Below are 16525 nucleotides of genomic sequence, written 5' to 3' on the forward strand. Positions count from 1 at the left end.
AATACTTTTTTAAAAATATTTTTAATTGATTTTATTACCTTTGCACACAACAAATAAATACGACATGTTTCACAAAAATATCAAATTAGTTTTAGCAGCTTTAGTTATTGCTTTCGGAATCTATCAATTCACAGAAAATAACATTGGTAATGGTATCTTTTTAATCTTATTTTCTACCATTTTTATTTTCCTATATTTCAAAAATGAATTCATTTTATTAGCTTTTTTAAAATTAAGAAAGCAAGATTTTCCAGGAGCTCAAAAATGGTTATCCTATATAAAGAATCCTGAAGCGGCTTTAGTTCAAAAACAACAAGGGTATTTTAACTACTTACACGGCTTAATGGTTTCTCAAACTAATTTAATCGAAGCTGAAAAATATTTCAAAAAAGCAATTGCTTTAGGGCTATCGATGGACCAAGATTTAGCTTTAGCCAAATTACAATTAGCAGGTATTGCCATGACAAGAAGAAGAAAAATGGAAGCTACCAACTTATTGAATGAAGCTAAGAAATTAGACAAACAAAATATGTTGAAAGATCAGATTAAAATGATGAAAGAACAAATGAAAAAAATGTAACTATTTCATTTTCAATATTCAAAAGCACCTTTTTAGGTGCTTTTTTGTTTTTTTATCGAGTTATCTTTTCGTTTGACGAGTTTTTTAGCTTTGAATATCTCTTTTTAATAGTTTAGCTAAGTAAAAATAAAAATCCCCCTAAAATTAAATATCCACTATAATTTTTATGAGAAGATTTATTATAAAAGATGGAAAAGGGGAAATTCCAACTTTTAAAAAATCTACTAAATAAACATGAAAAGATTAAAAGTTATAGTGGTTTTTTAGTCCGTAAAAAATGTTCATACTCTTAGAAATTTAGTTTCCAGAAGAAAACACAAAGCGTAATGTTAAAAATTCATACAGAAAAATAAACTTTTGAGTCTCAAAAAAATTCTACTCTACCACTAACTCAAAATTTATTTTCTGTGTGGTTTTTATTTACCAAGTAGCATTTTACCAGCAATTAACAAAAGAATAAAACCAAATACTTTTTTTAGCATTTTTTGATCTAAACTAACAGCTATTTTACTTCCAAAATAACCTCCAATGACAAAGAACAAAGCTATTATTCCCACATATCTCCAATCGATAAAACCTTCTTTATGATACGTGTAAACAGCAACTGCTGTAACTGGAACAACTAAAACCGCCAAACTAGTTCCTTGAGCTTGATGTTGATTGAACCCTAAAAGCAAAACCAACAATGGTACCATAATTACACCACCTCCTACTCCAACTAATCCACTCAGGATTCCAGCTAAAACACCGATTAAAACTAAAGATAAAACAATTTGAATATCCATCGGGCGCTTATTCTTTATGATATCCTGAAGTTGGGATTTCGATTTCATATTTTTTTCTTGAATTGTTAGTAAGTTTTTTATCGCGTAACCAAGGATTGTGGATTTTTAAAATCTTGTAATTCACACCTTGCGTTTTGGCAAACTTTGCTAAATCGGTAATCGAAGAATCAATTACTATTTTTTTGGTTGGAATAGTATAATACAAAGCTTCTTTTGGTATTGAAAAACCATACTTGTCTGAATTTTTCATGATTTCTTTCAAAGCTAAAATTCTAAAAACATAACGTGATGTTTCTTCGGTTAACAACAAATCGTAATAATTATCAACTTGTTGCTCTTCCATTTTTTTAAAAATTCCATTCATTCCACCATTATATGAAGCTGCGGCTAATGTCCAAGAACCAAATTTTTCTTTGGCGCCTAATAAATATTTACAAGCTGCTTCCGTAGATTTTTCTAAATGATAACGTTCATCGACCTCATCACTTACTTCCATTCCTTTTTCTTTAGCAGTTGCTGGCATAAATTGCCAAACACCTCTAGCTCCTGCTGGAGAAACCGCATTCACCAAACTACTTTCAATTACCGCTAAATATTTAAAATCATCTGGAACTCCGTATTTTGCAAGAATCGGTTCAATTATTGGAAATACTTTATTCGCACGTTTAATAACCAAAGTCGTATTCGTATGATAATTCATATTGGTAATCATTTCTTTATCCAAACGTTCTTGAACATCTGCCATAAATGTTGGCACTTCTTCACCTGAAAAGTCCATTTTCAAACTATAACCTACAGGTGAATATTTCGTATCATCTGAAACTACTCCATAAATTAGGAAACTTGCCAATACAGCAACCGCTCCTAAAATCATTATCTTCTTCATATGCTTTTTCATTTTTATTCGTTTAAAATTAATTTAGGTAAATTTTCATTCAACCACTTGAATTTATTAACTATCATAATGTGAGTTCCGCCTTTTAGCACAATACATTTTTCGATGTTTTTGATTGGAAAAACCTCATCCGCATCACCGTGAATATGAATTACGGATTCGTTAATTTCTTTTTGTTTCCAACACAAAATGGTTTCAATAGCCCAATCCAAATAGTGCTTATCACGAACCGATAAATACTTTTCATACAACTTCAATCGTTTCGCTACAATGTTATCTCCAAATGCATATTTAACCAATTTTTCAATATCAGCCAAAAGTTGGGTTGGAATTAACTTATATGCTTTTGTCGCTTTCGCTACTTTAAAACGCGGAGGAAATTCGGTATTGGATTTTACACTTGAAATGATAATTACTTTACGAACTTTCATTTGCTTCGCCATTTCCTGAACCAAAACGCCACCAAAAGAAACTCCAACTAAAACCGGATTTTCATGCTGAATTTTCTCGATCATTCGAAGTGCATAACTTTCGATACTTTCTTTTTCATGAGGCAAAAACCATTCCAAAAAATGCATTTCAAACTGGTCTTCTGGTAATTTTATATTTTCGAAAATTGTAGGACTTGCAGCCAAGCCAGGCATAAAATAAACTGGAATCTTACTCATTACCATTATTTTAAAAAAGTTTCGTAAATTTGCACCTTAATTGAAAGGCATCATGGAAATCAAAGATAATGAACTTTTAAGACAATTTGAAATTATTACCGAAACTGGATTGGTTTCAATCGAATATTCTATTCAAGAACGCAAGTTGTTTTTGACTAAATTTTGCAGCAATAATAACGAAGATGAAGAGTTGCACAACGAATTTATAAAAACAGTTTTAGAATTGGCACAAGAACGAAAATTAAAAGTCGTTCCAACGCATGCAAAATTTATCAGTTTCTTTAGAAAGAATCGAAAATTTCAAGAAATGTTGCCTCCTGGAATTAAGATTTAATTCTAAGAAAAATCCCAAGTTTAATAGACTTGGGATTTTTTTATGCTTCTACGTTTAGGAATTCCATTCTTACACTTCCGTCTTCATCAATCTTGGTTAGATTAATTTCGTGCAACGTATTGACTAATTCTGGATTCCAAGGTGTTTTTACTTTTACGTAATTTTCTGTAAAACCGTGAATGTAACCTTCCTTGTTTTCACTTTCGAATAAAACCGTTCTGTTGGTTCCAATTTGACTTTCATAAAACGCTCTTCTTTTCTTAACTGAAAGTCCGCGTAACATTTTACTTCTTTTCGAACGTACGTTCATTGGCACTACTCCATCCATATCAACAGCTTCAGTGTTATCTCTTTCCGAATAAGTAAACACGTGTAAATACGAAATATCTAAATCATTTAAGAAATGATACGTTTCTAAAAAATGCTCATCCGTTTCTCCTGGAAATCCAACAATAACATCGACACCAATGCAAGCATGAGGCATTACTTCACGAATTTTAGCAACACGTTCGGTGTAGACTTCGCGCAAATAACGACGTTTCATTTTCTTCAAAATATCATTAGAACCCGATTGCAATGGAATATGAAAATGCGGAACGAATGTTCGACTTTGTGATACGAATTCAATCGTTTCGTTTTTCAATAGATTAGGTTCGATAGAAGAAATTCGCAAACGCTCGATGCCTTCTACTTCATCTAAGGCTTTTACTAAATCTAAGAAAGTGTGTTCATGCTTTTTATTTCCGAATTCTCCTTTTCCGTAATCGCCAATATTTACACCAGTTAAAACAATCTCTTTGATTCCTTGTTCTGAAATTTCTTTAGCGTTTTTCAATACATTTTCCAATGCATCACTTCTAGAAATTCCTCGAGCTAATGGAATCGTACAATAGGTACATTTATAATCGCAACCGTCTTGCACTTTTAAAAACGCACGAGTTCTATCACCAATTGAATAACTTCCTACATAAAAATCGGCTTCTTCGATTTCGCATGAATGGACTTCACCCATGTCGTTTTTCGACAAGTCATTAATATAATCGGTGATTTTGAATTTTTCTGTGGCACCTAGAACCAAATCTACTCCATCAATCGCAGCTAATTCTTCTGGTTTTAATTGGGCATAACAACCAACCGCTGCTACAAATGCTTTATCATTCAGCTTCATTGCTTTTTTAACAATTTGCTTGAATTGTTTATCGGCATTATCGGTAACCGAACAGGTATTAATTACATAAATATCAGCAATTTCCTCGAAATCAACACGTTCAAAACCTTCATTTTGAAAATCACGTGCAATAGTAGACGTTTCTGAGAAGTTTAATTTGCATCCTAAAGTGTAGAACGCGACTTTTTTCTTGTTTTCCATAAGTAAAACTCAATTAATGAAATCGTTGTCAAAAAATTGAGAGTGCAAAGATAGTGTTAATGTTGAAAATTACAATTTCATTGATATCTATTTCTCTTTTACAAAAAACTTTTAAAACTAATGAATTTGTTTACTTTTAAAATGTTTAACAAGAATTAATAATTGAAATGGCTTTATATTGTAAAATTCCAAATCTAAATTTGTCTGTTTATTATTATAATCAAAATTCAAACAAATACTTTTTGATAAAATTTTAAGTTTTTCATTCGAAATTTTAGCCCATAAATATTTAACTTCTCCATCAACCATAATTCCATCATTATCTAATATTAGCTTGAGATTTTTATTTGTTTTTAGGTTTAAGAAAAAGAAACCAAAAAAAAGAAAGAAAACACCAAGAAAAATTAATAGATTCTTTTTTTCATGTATTCCAAAATAAATTCCTGTAATTGAAATTGATAAAAAAATTAATACCAAAAAATATATAAGTTTTAAATTTGGATAAATTACAACTCTATCTCCTACTTCTAAATTTTTATAATATTCTTTCGGTTGATTTTGAAGATTTTTTTCAACCAATTCCCACTTATCTCTTAACTCATTTGTTAGAAATAACAAGTTTAATTGATCACTTTTATAAACCTTTATAATCACTCCATAAAACAAACCATGTTCGATTAATTCATGTCCATTAACTACTTTTTCAATACTATTAACAATCCAATAAGTAGAGGATAATAGATAATATATAATCGCTCCAAAGAATGAAATTAATATTGAAATTACCCAGTTATCTAACATTAAATTAATCAATATAGAAAGTGAAATAAACAAAAAAATCGAACCATAAAAAACCATGATTCTACCCACAAGTATTAACTTTTCGATTTTTTTTAATTTAAACATTTTTTAAAATAAAATTATTCTTTTCTATACTTCTTTGTCTCTTCAAAAACATGCTCTAAAATTTTTGCGTCTTGTTCTGTGAATTCTACATGACGGCGACTCATTACAATTTTAGCGGTTTCGAAAGCTTTTTTAGTGATGTAAGTGGTGAATCCTGAAGCGCCACCCCATGAGAAACTTGGTACAAAATTTCTTGGAAATCCAGATCCAAAAATATTCGTTGAAACTCCAACAACCGTTCCTGTATTAAACATTGTGTTGATACCACATTTACTGTGATCTCCCATCATTAATCCGCAGAATTGTAAACCTGTACGAGCAAAACCTTCGGTTTCATAACTCCACAAGCGCACTTCTTCGTAGTTGTTTTTTAAATTAGAATTATTCGAATCGGCACCAATGTTACACCATTCTCCTAAAACGGAATTTCCTAAAAATCCATCATGACCTTTATTTGAATAACCGAATAAAACCGAGTTATTCACTTCGCCACCAATACGACAATGTGGTCCAACAGTTGTTGCACCGTACACTTTTGTCGCTAATTTTACTTGCGCTTCTTCACACAACGCAAATGGTCCACGAATAACCGAACCTTCCATGATTTCGGCATTTTTACCAATGTAAATTGGGCCTGTAGAGGCGTTTAAGGTTACGAATTCTAGCTTTGCTCCTTCTTCAATAAAGATATTTTCTGGTGCTATTACGTTGACGCTTTTTGGAATTGGTTGAGAAAATCTATCTTCTGTAAGTAATTCAAAATCTTCACGAATAGCCGCATCATTCTTTGCAAAAATATCCCAAGTATTTTCAATTCGCAAAACGTCACCTTCGTATTCAATTAATTCATATTCATCAAAATCAATATCTTCTTGCGTATTATGCGTATGAAAAGCGATAATTTCTTCTCCAAAAAGAATCGCTTCTTTTGGATTAAGATTTTGAACCATATCAATTAATATCGGATTGGGTAAAAACGAAGCGTTAATCATGATGTTTTGTTCCATTTCTACCATTGGATATTTCTCCATCAAATATTCTTCGGTAAGCGTTGTAGTGGTGTAACCTAAATATTTTTCCCACTTTTCACGAATGGTTAAAATTCCAATACGAATATCTGCTACTGGACGTGTAAAAGTAAACGGAAGTAACGCATTGCGAACCGTTCCATCAAAAAGTATATAGTTCATTGTGTTGAATTGTTAAAGTGATAAATTGTTTAAAACAATACTCAAAAGTAGGAAGATTTAGGCAATAAAAAAAGCCTCACCTAAGTGAAGCTTTCTTCTATTTTGAAAAAGCAAAAAATTATTTAACTTTTTTAGCGTATTTGCTGTTGAATTTATCAATACGACCTGCAGTATCAATAAGTTTAGATTTACCTGTGTAAAAAGGGTGAGACGTTCTAGAAATCTCCATTTTGAAAACTGGATACTCAACACCTTCGTGAGTAATAGTTTCTTTAGTTTCTACTGTAGATTTAGTGATAAAAACATCTTCATTTGACATGTCTTTAAATGCAACTAATCTGTAATTTTCTGGGTGAATACCTTTTTTCATTTTGTAAATCTTTTTATTAAGCGATTATAATTTGTTTCGCGGCTTTATTCCTATAAAGGTGTAAACAATTTATAACCTTTTGGTTTATAAACTTTTTTATTTGAGAGTGCAAAATTACATTTAATTTTTAATTTACCAATGTTTCTGTAACTTTTTTTTATTTTTTAACTCTTATCCTACAACGATTAGAATTCTTATATTTGTAAATTAATTAAACCAAAACAAACTATGAACGAAATTATCAAAAAAAACGGAATTACCTTTGGTATCATTACTGGAGTATTAAGTGTATTGATTACAACTTCTATTTACATTGTTGATTTATCTTTAATGACAAAATGGTGGTTAGGTCTCTCAATTTTGGCACTATACATAATTATAGGTTGTGTTTTATTAGTTAAAACTAAAAAAGATTTAGGTGGCTACATGAGTTTCAAAGAAGGCTTTACCACTTATTTTATTTCAGCACTAATTGGTATTGCAATTTCCGTTATTTATAATATTTTACTTTTCAATGTAATTGATCCAGAAGCGGCAATTCGTTTAAAAGAACTAACACTTGAGTCAACTGTTCAAATGCTGGAGAAATTTGGAACACCAACCTCTGCTATAAAAGAAACTGTTGATAAAATGAAAGATTATAATCAATTTTCAACTATTGAACAACTAAAAGGAAGTATATGGAGTATTGTTGGCTCTGCCATATTTGGTGCCATTTTAGCTGCTATCTTCAAAAAAGACAAACCTGTATTCTAAATAAATGAATTTATCCATAGTTATCCCATTATTAAACGAACAAGAATCGTTACCCGAATTACACAATTGGATTGTGAAAGTGATGCAAGCGCATAACTATTCCTACGAAATCCTATTTATTGATGATGGTAGTACCGATGCTTCTTGGAATGTTATCGAAAAATTATCGCACGAAAATCCGAATGTAAAAGGAATCCGTTTTCTTAGAAATTATGGGAAATCGCAAGCTTTACATGCTGGTTTTGCCAAAGCACAAGGTGATGTCGTTATTACCATGGATGCCGATTTACAAGATAGTCCAGATGAAATTCCAGAATTATTTCGTTTAATTAAAGAAGATAATTATGATTTAATTTCGGGATGGAAGAAAAAACGTTATGATTCGGTTGTAGCGAAAAACATTCCTTCTAAATTATTCAATTGGGCCGCTCGAAAAACTTCAGGCGTTAAATTGAATGATTTCAATTGTGGATTAAAAGCCTATAAAAATATTGTTATCAAAAACATTGAAGTTTCAGGTGAAATGCACCGTTATATTCCAGTTTTAGCAAAAAATGCTGGATTTGGAAAAATCGGTGAAAAAGTCGTGATTCATCAAGCTAGAAAATACGGAAGTTCTAAATTTGGAATGAGCCGTTTTATTAATGGCTTCTTAGATTTGATTACGATTTGGTTTCTTTCAACCTTTGGTAAGCGACCAATGCACCTTTTTGGATTATTAGGTTCTATAATGTTTATCATTGGATTTTTATTCGCTTTCTATTTAGGAATCGACAAATTATTCATCAACACTACAGGAAGATTAATTACCGAAAGACCACAATTTTATTTATCATTAACTGCGATGTTAATTGGAACACAATTATTTTTAGCTGGATTTTTAGGTGAAATCATCCTAAGAACCAAAAACAACGAAGAACGTTATAAGATTTCAGAAGTACTATAATATTGTGAGAAAACAATAGTTCTCTCAAAACATACAGAATATGCATATCGAACAAAGTATTTTAAACAAAGTAAACGAGTGGTTAACCCCAACATTTGACGAAGCAACTCGAAACGCTATCGAAGAAATGATGACTTCGGCTCCAAAAGAGTTAGAAGAAAGTTTCTATAAAAATCTAGAGTTTGGAACGGGAGGAATGCGCGGTGTTATGGGTGTTGGAACGAATCGTATCAACAAATATACATTAGGTAAAAACACGCAAGGATTATCGGATTATTTACACAAATCGTTTCCAAACGAACAATTAAAAGTAGCGATTGCTTACGATTGTCGCCATAACAGCAATACTTTAGCTAAAGTAGTTGCAGATGTTTTTTCGGCAAACGGAATTAAAGTGTATTTGTTTTCAGATATGCGCCCAACTCCTGAATTATCATTTGCAGTTCGTCATTTGAATTGCCATGCAGGAATTGTATTAACTGCATCTCACAATCCACCAGAATATAACGGATACAAAGTATATTGGCAAGATGGCGGACAATTGGTACCTCCTCAAGATGCTGAAATCATAAAAGTAATCGAAGATTTAAAATACAGCGATATTAAATTCGAAGCAAATAACGATTTAATTGAATATATCGATACTGAAGTTGACGAAGCTTTCGCAAAATCAACCGTTGAAAATGCAAGTTTTAACACGCCAGCCGATGCTAAAGCTAATTTAAAAATCGTTTATACTTCTTTGCACGGAACTTCGATTAAAGCAATTCCAAACGTTTTAGCAAAAGCGGGTTATACCGATGTAAATATTGTTCCAGAACAAGCAGAACCTAATGGAGATTTCCCAACGGTAGTTTCTCCAAATCCTGAAGAACCAGAAGCATTGTCGATGGCAATTGCTTTGGCAGAGAAAATTGGTGCCGATATGGTTGTTGGAACTGATCCAGATTCTGACCGTTTAGGCGTTGCAGTTCGTGATTTAGATGGGAAAATCAAATTATTGAATGGAAACCAAACGATGGTTATCATGACCGCTTTCTTATTAGAACAATGGAAACGCGCTGATAAATTCAAAGGAAATGAATTCATTGGTTCGACTATTGTTTCTACTCCAATGATGTTGGAATTAGCAGCAGCTTATGACGTAGAATGTAAAGTAGGATTAACAGGTTTTAAATGGATTGCAAAATTCATTAAAGATTTCCCAAATCAGAAATTTATTGGTGGTGGTGAAGAAAGTTTTGGTTTCATGGTCGGAGATGCTGTTCGTGATAAAGATGCAGTTGCCGCTATTTTATTAGTAAGTGAAATTGCTGCACAAGCTAAAGCTTCAGGAAGTTCATTATATCAAGAATTATTGAATTTATATATTGATTTTGGCTTCTACAAAGAACATTTGATTTCGATTACCAAAAAAGGAATTGAAGGTGCAAACGAAATTAAACAAATGATGATCGATTTACGCGAAAATCCAATGAAGGAAATCAACGGACAACGTGTAATTTGCATAGAAGATTATCAAGCATCAAAAGGAAAAGATTTTATGAACAATGAAGAATTTGAAATTCATGTTCCAAAATCAAACGTATTAATTTACTATTTGGAAGACGGAAGTAAAATCTGTGCAAGACCAAGTGGAACCGAACCAAAAATCAAATTCTATTTCAGCGTAAATGGAGTTTTAGATACGATTGAAAACGCTGAATCAGTAGAAAAAGAATTAGATAACAAAATTGCAGGAATTATTTCGGCAATGAAATTAAACTAAATGGACGAAAATTTAAAGAAAATAATTCCGTTTGCCCTGAAGTACAAGAAAGATGTTGTAATGAATATTATCTATAATATCCTGTACGCTCTTTTTAGTACACTATCTTTTATTGCGTTAATTCCGATGTTGGACGTTTTGTTTAAAGACGCTGAAAAAATAGTTGAAGAGCCAAAACTGACTTCTATTTGGGATATCACTAGCTTCGGAAATGATTACTTATATTATTATATTACCAAATTAACTAATGAAAGTGGTGCTCAATACGCCTTATTGCTAGTAGTTTCTATTATTATTACAACATTTTTGTTAAAAAACATTTTCAACTATCTTGCACTCAATCACTTAATGCTTTTAAAAAATGGTGTTTTAAGAGATTTGAGAAATAAGATGTTTGATAAAATAATTAGTCTTCCCATTTCTTATTATTCCGAAAAAAGAAAAGGTGACATGATGGCTAGAATGTTAGGTGATGTTAATGAAGTGAAAAACTCTTTTTTTAACATATTAGAATTGGTAATCAAAGAACCAATGACAATAGTATTTACTATTGGTGCCATGATTGCCATAAGTGTTAAACTTACGTTATTTGTATTTGTTTTCATTCCTATTTCTGGATTTATTATTTCAAAAATCGGTAAAAGTTTAAAAGCAAAATCAAAAAAAGCGCAAGATGAGAATGGTTATTTAATTTCAGTTGTAGAGGAAACTTTAGGCGGATTAAAAGTCGTAAAAAGTTACAATGCTGAGGGCACTTTTACCAACAAATTCAATAGCTCAATACAAAGGCTTTACAGACTAACCAACAGTATTGGAAGAAAAAACAACCTCTCTTCACCTATGAGTGAATTCATGGGTATCGTTGTAATTGCTATTTTACTTTGGTATGGAGGAAATATGGTTTTGGTAGAAACATTTGCCGATGGTTCTCCCCTACTTGAAGGTTCTAAATTTATTGCTTACATGGGATTAGCCTACAATATTCTAACCCCAGCAAAAGCAATTTCTAAAGCTTCCTATCAAGTAAAAAGCGGATTGGCTGCTGCCGAACGCGTTTTTGACGTTTTAGAAGTTGAAAATACCATTACTGATAAAGAAAATGCAGTTGTAAAAAATTCTTTCGATTCTTCAATTACAATTGAAAACATCAACTTTAAATATGAAGAAGAAAACGTATTAAATAACTTCTCATTAGAAGTTCCAAAAGGAAAAACAGTCGCTTTAGTAGGACAATCGGGTTCTGGTAAAAGTACGATTGCGAATTTATTAACTCGTTTTTATGATGTTCAAGAAGGAAGTGTAAAAATAGACGGTATCGACATTAAAGATATGACGTTAGAATCGTTACGTCATTTAATGGGATTGGTTACTCAGGATTCGATTTTATTTAACGATACGATTAAAAATAATATTCTATTAGGAAAACAAGACGCAACGGATGAAGAAATCATTGCCGCTTTAAAAGTAGCTAATGCTTACGAATTCGTAAAAGATTTACCTAACGGAATTGAAACCAATATTGGAGATGCTGGAGGAAAACTTTCAGGTGGACAAAAACAACGCTTATCGATTGCGAGAGCCGTTTTGAAAAATCCACCAATTATGATTTTAGATGAAGCAACTTCTGCTTTAGATACCGAAAGTGAAAAATTCGTTCAAGTGGCATTAGAAAACATGATGCAAAATAGAACGTCAATTGTTATTGCCCACCGTTTATCTACGATTCAAAAAGCAGATAAGATTGTCGTAATGCAAAAAGGTGAAATCGTAGAGCAAGGAACACATGACGAATTATTAGCTTTAAACGGAACGTATTCGAAGTTAGTGATGATGCAGAGTTTCGAGTAAAAGTTGGGTGTTGGAAGTTGGGTGTCTGAAAAATGAATCGCATTTAAGATTTTTTAGATTATGTAAATTTCTTAAATCTGTGTTCCTAAATTTATAATTGAATTTGTTTTTTGAACTTGTAATTGCACTTGAAAAATGTACGTAAACCATCCAAATATCACATTACCTGACGACAATGATACCATTGTTTGGAAATATTTGGACTTGTCTAAGTTTTTAGACATGTTGTTGTCGCAACAGTTGTTTATGTCGCGTTCGGATAAGTTTGAAGACCAATATGAAGGCACATTTTCGGAACCCACTTTTGAAGAAATCAAGAAAATTGCTGCTAACAATCCGAAGTTTTTGGATTACTACAAATCACATCGTGAAAAAGTAGTGGTTAGTAGTTGGCACATTAACGAGTACGAATCGTTTGCAATGTGGCAAATTTTCACTCAAAATACAGAAGGTTTAGCCATTCAAACTACGATTGGTAGACTTAAAGAAGCTTTACAACCAGAAAGACAAACCGAACAATATATCGGTGCAGTAAATTACATCGATTACAAAAAAGAATTTATTCCGTTTGAAGATACGTTTTTCCCGTTCTTGTTCAAACGAAAAAGTTTTCAGTACGAAAGAGAAATTCGTATTATTTCGGACGTTTCGGCTAATGGAATGAAAATCGATAATGGCTTAAAAGTCGATATAAACTTGAATCAATTAATCGAAAAAATCTACATTCATCCTAAAAGTGAAAACTGGTATAAAAAACTGGTAATAGAATTGGTTTCTAAACTAGGATTTGATTTCGAAATTGAAAAATCGGATTTAGAGAGTGATATTTTAATTTAGAAAATCTTCTGGAACACTGATTTATAAAATTTGAGAAATCTCATAAATTAATTCGGAATATACATTTCCACTTTCCACTCGTCAGCTAACAAGTTCACGAAATGGTAATGTACTTTATCGTTTTTATCAAAAGCACCATTTTTGTTGATGTCTTCAATACATCTGAAGTATAAACGATTTTGCGCTTCAATAATATTCCAATCGATTAATTCTAAAAGATTTTCCGATAATTTAGTGAAGTTTTCGCCACTTGCTGAACTCAAATACAACGAACGAATGTCATTCTGATTGATTTTTCCATCTTTGTTAGTATCAGAATCCACTAAGGTATAAACGATGATTTGCTTCTTGGTTTTAGCAGCAATTCCATCCAAAAAAGTAGCGGTTTGAATTTGGATTTTCTTATCCGTTAAAGGTTTTACAGATGTAGAATCAATATGTTGAAAATTCAAATTATCAAAGTAACCTGTAATTTCAAATCGGTTATAATTAGAAATCGCGTAACTAACTTGATTGGTTTTACTACTTCCATACACTTTGCTATTCGAATCATAAACGCGAACACCGCCAACAGGATGAATCAAATATTTGGTTCCTTCCATCAAAATCGGCAAATCAGCCACTTTGATAGATGACGTATCTCTTGCTTCCACCTCTACTTTAGTTTTTCCTTCTTCGTAGATAACCTTTGGAGTTTCCGAATCTTTTTTACAACCTACTAAAGTTGCAACCAAGCTAAAAGTGAAAAGAATACGCTTCATCTGTTTGAATTTTATAGTCAAATATACTAAAATAATTGTTGGGTTACAATCGGGCAACCAATTTGATATTGAAAACACGAGTGGTCATGTAATTAGGAATTCCGTATTGCGATTTCGTGTACACATCGCGAACCCAAGTATTCGTAATTGAATTTTGGTTGTTAAACAAATTGAAAATCTCTAAACCTAACGAAAACTCATTAAACGGTTTCAACCACATTTTTCTTGATTGAATTCCTGCATCTTTAAACACATAAGAAAACCCAACATCAGCTCTTCGGTAATCATTCAAACGCAATTGGTAAGCATATGGGTCAGCATATGAAGGCGAACCGCCTGGCAAACCCGTATTATAAACTAAATTCAGATATAATTTTAAGTTCGGAATATTAGGCATATAATCTTGAAACAACATTCCAAATTTCAAACGTTGGTCCGTTGGACGAGCGATAAAACCTCTACCATCTTGATTCTCTTCTGTTTTTAAATATCCAAAACTAAACCAAGATTCAGTTCCTGGAACAAACTCACCGTTTAAACGTGCATCAAATCCGTAAGCGTAAGCTTCTGCATTATTGTTAGCTCTATAGCGAATACGAACGTTATCAATCGTATAGGTATTTACATCGGTAATATTTTTATAGTAGGCTTCCGAAACTAATTTAAATGGTCGCGACCACATTTTAAAACTGTAATCATTACTTAAAACCACGTGTATCGATTGTTGGGCTTTTACATTGGTTTGCACTACACCATCATAATCTCGGAGTTCTCTATAAAATGGTGGTTGGTGATACAAACCTCCTGATAATCGGAACATCATATCTTTATTCCAATTGGGTTTAAAGGCAAATTGAGCTCTTGGTGAAAAAGTTATTTGAACATCACCATCAGGTCTACCATCAGCAGTCACTTGCCATTCATGTGCACGAATTCCTGTGTTTAACCAGTAATCATGACTACCTATTTTCCCTCTGTAATTCCATTGTAGATAACCCGAAAGACGATTAATTCTAGTGTAATTTGTCGCTCTAATGTTTTGATAAGGAGCTAATGGTCCAATATACGGATTATAAGGTTGATTATTGACATAATCTAAAATAGGATTAGGAAGAGAAAAACCCGCAGAATCAATAACTTCCCACTCTACTAAACGATCTCTGATATCTTCTAGAGTAAATTTAGCTCCCCATTCAATTTGGGATTTCTCGTTTAATTCATGAAATCCTTTTACTTCGGCATTTACGATTAAAGCATCTAAATCGTTACGAGCATGATTTAATTGCGAACCAATTCCGCGAGAAAAAACAACATCTCCAAACGTTTCTGAACCAATATTAGAATCCACTTCTCCCAAACGATATTCCGCTAAAATATCATAGTATTCTTGTTCTTGGGTATGATAAGCCGAAGCAATAAACTTCAACTTATTTTTTTCATTGTATTGATACACTGCTTTTCCTGCGCCAAAAAAAGTAAGGTATTTATCTTTTTCTTGTCCTTCATAAAACACTAATAAAGCAATTGGTTCATCGATTGTTCCAAAATTAGTTTGTCGTGTCAAAGGCTGATAATTGTATCTATTTTGTGAGATGTTGCCTAAAAAACTAAAATTCCACTTAGTTGAAGCGTTGAAATTCAACAAAGATTGTACATCAAAAAATGTAGGTCTAAAATTGGTTTGTGTTTCTTGACTGTTCACTAAAAGGCTATTATCACGATAACGAATTCCTGTAATATTACTCCATTTTTGATTTTTAGAAACGCCTTCAACTGTTAAACTTCCTCCAAGCAAACTAGCTTCTAAACTAGCTCCAAAACGTTTTGGATTGCGATACGTAATATCTAAAACTGATGATAATTTATCGCCATATTTTGATTGGAATCCACCCGCTGAAAAGTCTACATTTTGAACCATATCCGTATTGGTAAAACTCAACCCTTCTTGTTGGCCTGAACGAATTAAAAAAGGACGATAAACTTCAATTTCGTTTACATAAACTAAGTTTTCATCGTAATTTCCTCCACGAACTGCGTAAGAGGTACTCAATTCGTTGTTAGAATAAACTCCTGGCAATGTTTTGATTATATTTTCAATTCCGGGATTTGCCCCAGGAATTTTACGAATTACTACAGGATCAATTGTAGTAACTCCTTCAATACGTTTTTTACTACTTCCTACAACAAAAACTTCACCGAACTCTTCTACTTTTGAATTCATTCTGGGATTTAATTCGAAGTCTTCATTGGACTTCAAGGTTAAAACCAATACATATTTTTTTAGAGAAACATGCGAGAAAGTTACGGTAACTTTTTTATTCGCTTCGACTTCTAAAATGTAAAATCCATTTTCATTGGTAACGGTACCTTGGTCTTTATCTTCGACTTTTACCGATACATTTTCAACTGGATTATTGAATTCATCTAAGATAACACCTTTAACTCGGGCCTTTTGTGCCGAAACAGTCAGGGAAAATAAAGCAACAAAGAATACAAAAAATATATTTTTCAA

At 32.1% G+C, this 16525-nt stretch carries 16 protein-coding genes; 7 read left to right on the forward strand and 9 right to left on the reverse strand.

The window, feature by feature from the left end; all coding sequences use genetic code 11:
* The first annotated feature begins 64 nt into the window (after positions 1-64).
* Positions 65-580 (forward strand): DUF2892 domain-containing protein, encoded by a 516-nt coding sequence (locus tag IM755_RS12155; protein WP_194097252.1) that lies wholly within the window; start codon positions 65-67, stop codon positions 578-580.
* A gap of 416 nt (positions 581-996) precedes the next feature.
* Here IM755_RS12155 and IM755_RS12160 read toward each other — a convergent pair whose 3' ends face one another.
* The 3 genes from IM755_RS12160 to IM755_RS12170 are packed head-to-tail and all read right to left on the reverse strand — an operon-like array spanning position 997 to position 2928.
* Positions 997-1365, reverse strand: a complete 369-nt coding sequence (locus tag IM755_RS12160) for a sulfite exporter TauE/SafE family protein (RefSeq protein WP_194097362.1) — start codon at positions 1363-1365, stop codon at positions 997-999.
* Between the two features lie 7 nt (positions 1366-1372).
* Positions 1373-2263 (reverse strand): lytic transglycosylase domain-containing protein, encoded by an 891-nt coding sequence (locus IM755_RS12165; RefSeq protein WP_194097254.1) that lies wholly within the window; start codon positions 2261-2263, stop codon positions 1373-1375.
* 2 nt (positions 2264-2265) lie between these two features.
* Positions 2266-2928 (reverse strand): YqiA/YcfP family alpha/beta fold hydrolase, encoded by a 663-nt coding sequence (locus IM755_RS12170; protein ID WP_194097256.1) that lies wholly within the window; start codon positions 2926-2928, stop codon positions 2266-2268.
* A gap of 52 nt (positions 2929-2980) precedes the next feature.
* Here IM755_RS12170 and IM755_RS12175 point away from each other — a divergent pair, with 52 nt between their 5' ends.
* Positions 2981-3262: an N-acetyltransferase gene (locus IM755_RS12175; RefSeq protein ID WP_194097258.1), complete on the forward strand. Its 282-nt coding sequence runs from the start codon at positions 2981-2983 to the stop codon at positions 3260-3262.
* 40 nt (positions 3263-3302) lie between these two features.
* Here the strand turns inward: IM755_RS12175 and mtaB are convergent, their stop codons facing one another.
* The 4 genes from mtaB to IM755_RS12195 form a co-directional block, all read right to left on the reverse strand.
* On the reverse strand, positions 3303-4631 hold the full coding sequence (gene mtaB / locus IM755_RS12180; protein ID WP_194097260.1) for a tRNA (N(6)-L-threonylcarbamoyladenosine(37)-C(2))-methylthiotransferase MtaB: 1329 nt from the start codon (positions 4629-4631) through the stop codon (positions 3303-3305).
* Between the two features lie 117 nt (positions 4632-4748).
* A complete protein-coding gene (locus tag IM755_RS12185) occupies positions 4749-5537 on the reverse strand; it encodes a hypothetical protein (protein WP_194097262.1) in 789 nt (262 codons plus the stop codon).
* Between the two features lie 14 nt (positions 5538-5551).
* Positions 5552-6727, reverse strand: a complete 1176-nt coding sequence (locus IM755_RS12190; RefSeq protein ID WP_194097264.1) for a GlmU family protein — start codon at positions 6725-6727, stop codon at positions 5552-5554.
* A 118-nt stretch (positions 6728-6845) separates the two neighbouring features.
* Entirely contained in the window at positions 6846-7097 is a 252-nt protein-coding gene (locus IM755_RS12195; RefSeq protein ID WP_194097266.1) for a type B 50S ribosomal protein L31, read from the reverse strand.
* A 228-nt stretch (positions 7098-7325) separates the two neighbouring features.
* On the opposite strand from IM755_RS12195, the gene IM755_RS12200 reads away from it, so the two are divergent.
* From IM755_RS12200 to IM755_RS12220, 5 genes are all read left to right on the forward strand, one after another.
* Positions 7326-7853: a DUF4199 domain-containing protein gene (locus IM755_RS12200; protein WP_194097268.1), complete on the forward strand. Its 528-nt coding sequence runs from the start codon at positions 7326-7328 to the stop codon at positions 7851-7853.
* Between the two features lie 4 nt (positions 7854-7857).
* Positions 7858-8799 carry a glycosyltransferase family 2 protein gene (locus IM755_RS12205; RefSeq protein WP_194097270.1) on the forward strand — a complete coding sequence of 314 codons (942 nt, stop codon included), beginning with the start codon at positions 7858-7860 and terminating at the stop codon, positions 8797-8799.
* A gap of 40 nt (positions 8800-8839) precedes the next feature.
* Positions 8840-10567, forward strand: a complete 1728-nt coding sequence (locus IM755_RS12210) for a phospho-sugar mutase (RefSeq protein ID WP_194097272.1) — start codon at positions 8840-8842, stop codon at positions 10565-10567.
* Positions 10568-12415 (forward strand): ABC transporter ATP-binding protein, encoded by a 1848-nt coding sequence (locus tag IM755_RS12215; protein WP_194097274.1) that lies wholly within the window; start codon positions 10568-10570, stop codon positions 12413-12415. It begins immediately after the preceding gene.
* A gap of 135 nt (positions 12416-12550) precedes the next feature.
* Positions 12551-13252 carry a hypothetical protein gene (locus tag IM755_RS12220; RefSeq protein WP_194097276.1) on the forward strand — a complete coding sequence of 234 codons (702 nt, stop codon included), beginning with the start codon at positions 12551-12553 and terminating at the stop codon, positions 13250-13252.
* Positions 13253-13299: 47 nt separating this feature from the next.
* Here IM755_RS12220 and IM755_RS12225 read toward each other — a convergent pair whose 3' ends face one another.
* Together IM755_RS12225 and IM755_RS12230 are read right to left on the reverse strand one after the other, a co-directional pair.
* Entirely contained in the window at positions 13300-14013 is a 714-nt protein-coding gene (locus IM755_RS12225; RefSeq protein ID WP_194097278.1) for a hypothetical protein, read from the reverse strand.
* Between the two features lie 43 nt (positions 14014-14056).
* Entirely contained in the window at positions 14057-16525 is a 2469-nt protein-coding gene (locus IM755_RS12230) for a TonB-dependent receptor (RefSeq protein ID WP_194097287.1), read from the reverse strand.

This window comes from Flavobacterium proteolyticum (genome assembly GCF_015223105.1).
Taxonomy (GTDB): Bacteria; Bacteroidota; Bacteroidia; order Flavobacteriales; family Flavobacteriaceae; genus Flavobacterium; species Flavobacterium proteolyticum.